We start from the raw sequence: 1,838 nt of genomic DNA on the forward strand, positions 1-1,838 counted from the left end.
TAATTTAGGCAGATTTGAACAAGCGATCGCATCCTACGATCGAGCTTTAGAATTTAAACCCGATGACCATGATGCTTGGAACAACCGGGGGGTTGCGTTAGCTGATTTAGGCAGATTTGCAGAAGCGCTCGCATCCTATGATCGAGCTTTAGAAATTAAACCCGATGACCCTTATGCTTGGGATAATCGAGGATATGTTTTAACTTGTATGGGACGATATAAAGATGCACTAGAATCTTGTGATCGTGCTATTAAAATTAATCCAAATGATGCTAATCCTTACTACAATAAAGCTTGCTGTTATGGCTTACAAAATAATGTGGAATTAGCTATCGAAAACTTACAACGCGCCATCAATCTTGATGTCGAATATCAGGATATGGCGAAAACAGATAAGGATTTTGAGCAGATTCGGGGAGATGAGCGGTTTCAGAGTTTCCTAAATCGAGTATAATAATATATATTTGTATTTTAGCTAAGGAGATATTCTATGACTAACACCTACACAGCTATCATTCAGCCAGACGGAGATTGGTGGATTGGTTGGATAGAAGAAATTCCGGAAGTTAACTGTCAAGAAGCATCTCGTGATCAGTTATTAGAAAGCCTAAAAATTACTCTTAGTGAAGCATTAGAATTGAATAAACAGGAAGCAATTTCCGCTACTAGGGGAAACTACCAAGAAGAGAAAATTGTTGTATGAAACGTAAACAGTTTATCGATCACGTCCTGTAGGGGCGAAGCATTCGGATAGGAAATCTACGGTTTCAGCGATAAGTTATTGCCCGAATCTTCGCCCGTACTTTTTCAGCAAGTCCTAGCCATTCTTGGTAGTTTAACCCCCAATTAAATAAAAGATCTGCGATTCCAAGACATACCGGAGTGATAATTATCACAATTGGGCAATTCAGCAATGGGAAAAAGTTGCCAAACCTTTATTAACTTGTGAGGCAGTTATCACTGAATCCTGTTTTATTTTGTGAAGTAAATAAAGAGAGAAAATTATTCATGTCAAACAAAACTATTGATCTCAATCAAGTACAGTTAACTTTACAAGAACTACTTGCCTTAATAAAGGTAGATACTGAAATTATTATAACCGAAGGAAACAAGCCTGTAGCTCGTCTAATTCCTTGGGGAGATACTGAAAAAACAACGTCTGAAACTCCTTCTCCTAAGTTACGACAACCAGGACTACACGCTGGAAAAATTGGGACTAGCGAAGATTTTGATGAGCCACTTCCTGAAGAATTTTGGACAGGTGAATCATGAAATTTCTTTTAGATACCCATACATTTATTTGGTGGGATAGCGAACCAGAAAAACTCTCTCAAAGAGCTTTAGAACTGTGTAGAGATCCTAGTAATACGCTATTACTTAGTATTACAAGTATTTGGGAAATGCAAATCAAACTACAACTAGGTAAACTATCACTCAAGATACCTTTAGCAGAAATGATTAATACTCAGCAGGAAACTAACCAAATTGGCCTTTTATCAATTACAGTCAGCCATGTTTTAGCTTTAAATACTTTACCTAACATCCATAAAGATCCATTTGACCGCTTGTTAGTTGCTCAAGCTAATCTTGAAAATGCTAGACTGATTAGCCATGATTCAATATTAGCAAAATATCCTGTTCAGATAGATTGGTAGATAGGGCTTGCTGAATAAATGTGAAATATAGACGAGGTAAGAGTTTTAGGGTTCTGTTTTGCTCTCACAGGTGCAAGATTTTGAGAGAATCGTCGTTCAAAACCTTGCGTCTTCATCGGCCCGCGTCCTGTAGGGGCGAAGCATTCGGACAATAACCTATCGGTGAAACCGTAGATTTTCTAT

The 1,838-nt window shown here is 37.9% G+C and carries 4 protein-coding genes; all 4 read left to right on the forward strand.

The annotated features are described in order from the left end of the window. The coding region (locus ACOCD9_RS18180) for a tetratricopeptide repeat protein (protein WP_419548121.1) at positions 1-454 on the forward strand (454 nt) is incomplete at its 5' end. Positions 455-490: 36 nt separating this feature from the next. Continuing rightward, positions 491-703: a type II toxin-antitoxin system HicB family antitoxin gene (locus ACOCD9_RS18185; protein WP_419548122.1), complete on the forward strand. Its 213-nt coding sequence runs from the start codon at positions 491-493 to the stop codon at positions 701-703. A 305-nt stretch (positions 704-1,008) separates the two neighbouring features. Continuing rightward, positions 1,009-1,272 carry a type II toxin-antitoxin system Phd/YefM family antitoxin gene (locus tag ACOCD9_RS18190; protein ID WP_002796475.1) on the forward strand — a complete coding sequence of 88 codons (264 nt, stop codon included), beginning with the start codon at positions 1,009-1,011 and terminating at the stop codon, positions 1,270-1,272. Further along, on the forward strand, positions 1,269-1,655 hold the full coding sequence (locus tag ACOCD9_RS18195; RefSeq protein ID WP_002734288.1) for a type II toxin-antitoxin system VapC family toxin: 387 nt from the start codon (positions 1,269-1,271) through the stop codon (positions 1,653-1,655). The genes ACOCD9_RS18190 and ACOCD9_RS18195 overlap by 4 nt, the downstream gene beginning before the upstream one ends. The last annotated feature ends 183 nt before the right edge of the window (positions 1,656-1,838 follow it).

The organism is Microcystis sp., from assembly GCF_048564745.1.
GTDB lineage: Bacteria > Cyanobacteriota > Cyanobacteriia > Cyanobacteriales > Microcystaceae > Microcystis > Microcystis ichthyoblabe_A.

Excerpts from the sequence above, each read along its gene's own strand:
- ACOCD9_RS18185 (WP_419548122.1), top strand. The coding sequence starts at position 491 with ATGACTAACACCTACACAGCTATCATTCAGCCAGACGGAGATTGGTGG.
- ACOCD9_RS18190 (WP_002796475.1), top strand. The coding sequence starts at position 1,009 with ATGTCAAACAAAACTATTGATCTCAATCAAGTACAGTTAACTTTACAA.
- ACOCD9_RS18195 (WP_002734288.1), top strand. The coding sequence starts at position 1,269 with ATGAAATTTCTTTTAGATACCCATACATTTATTTGGTGGGATAGCGAA.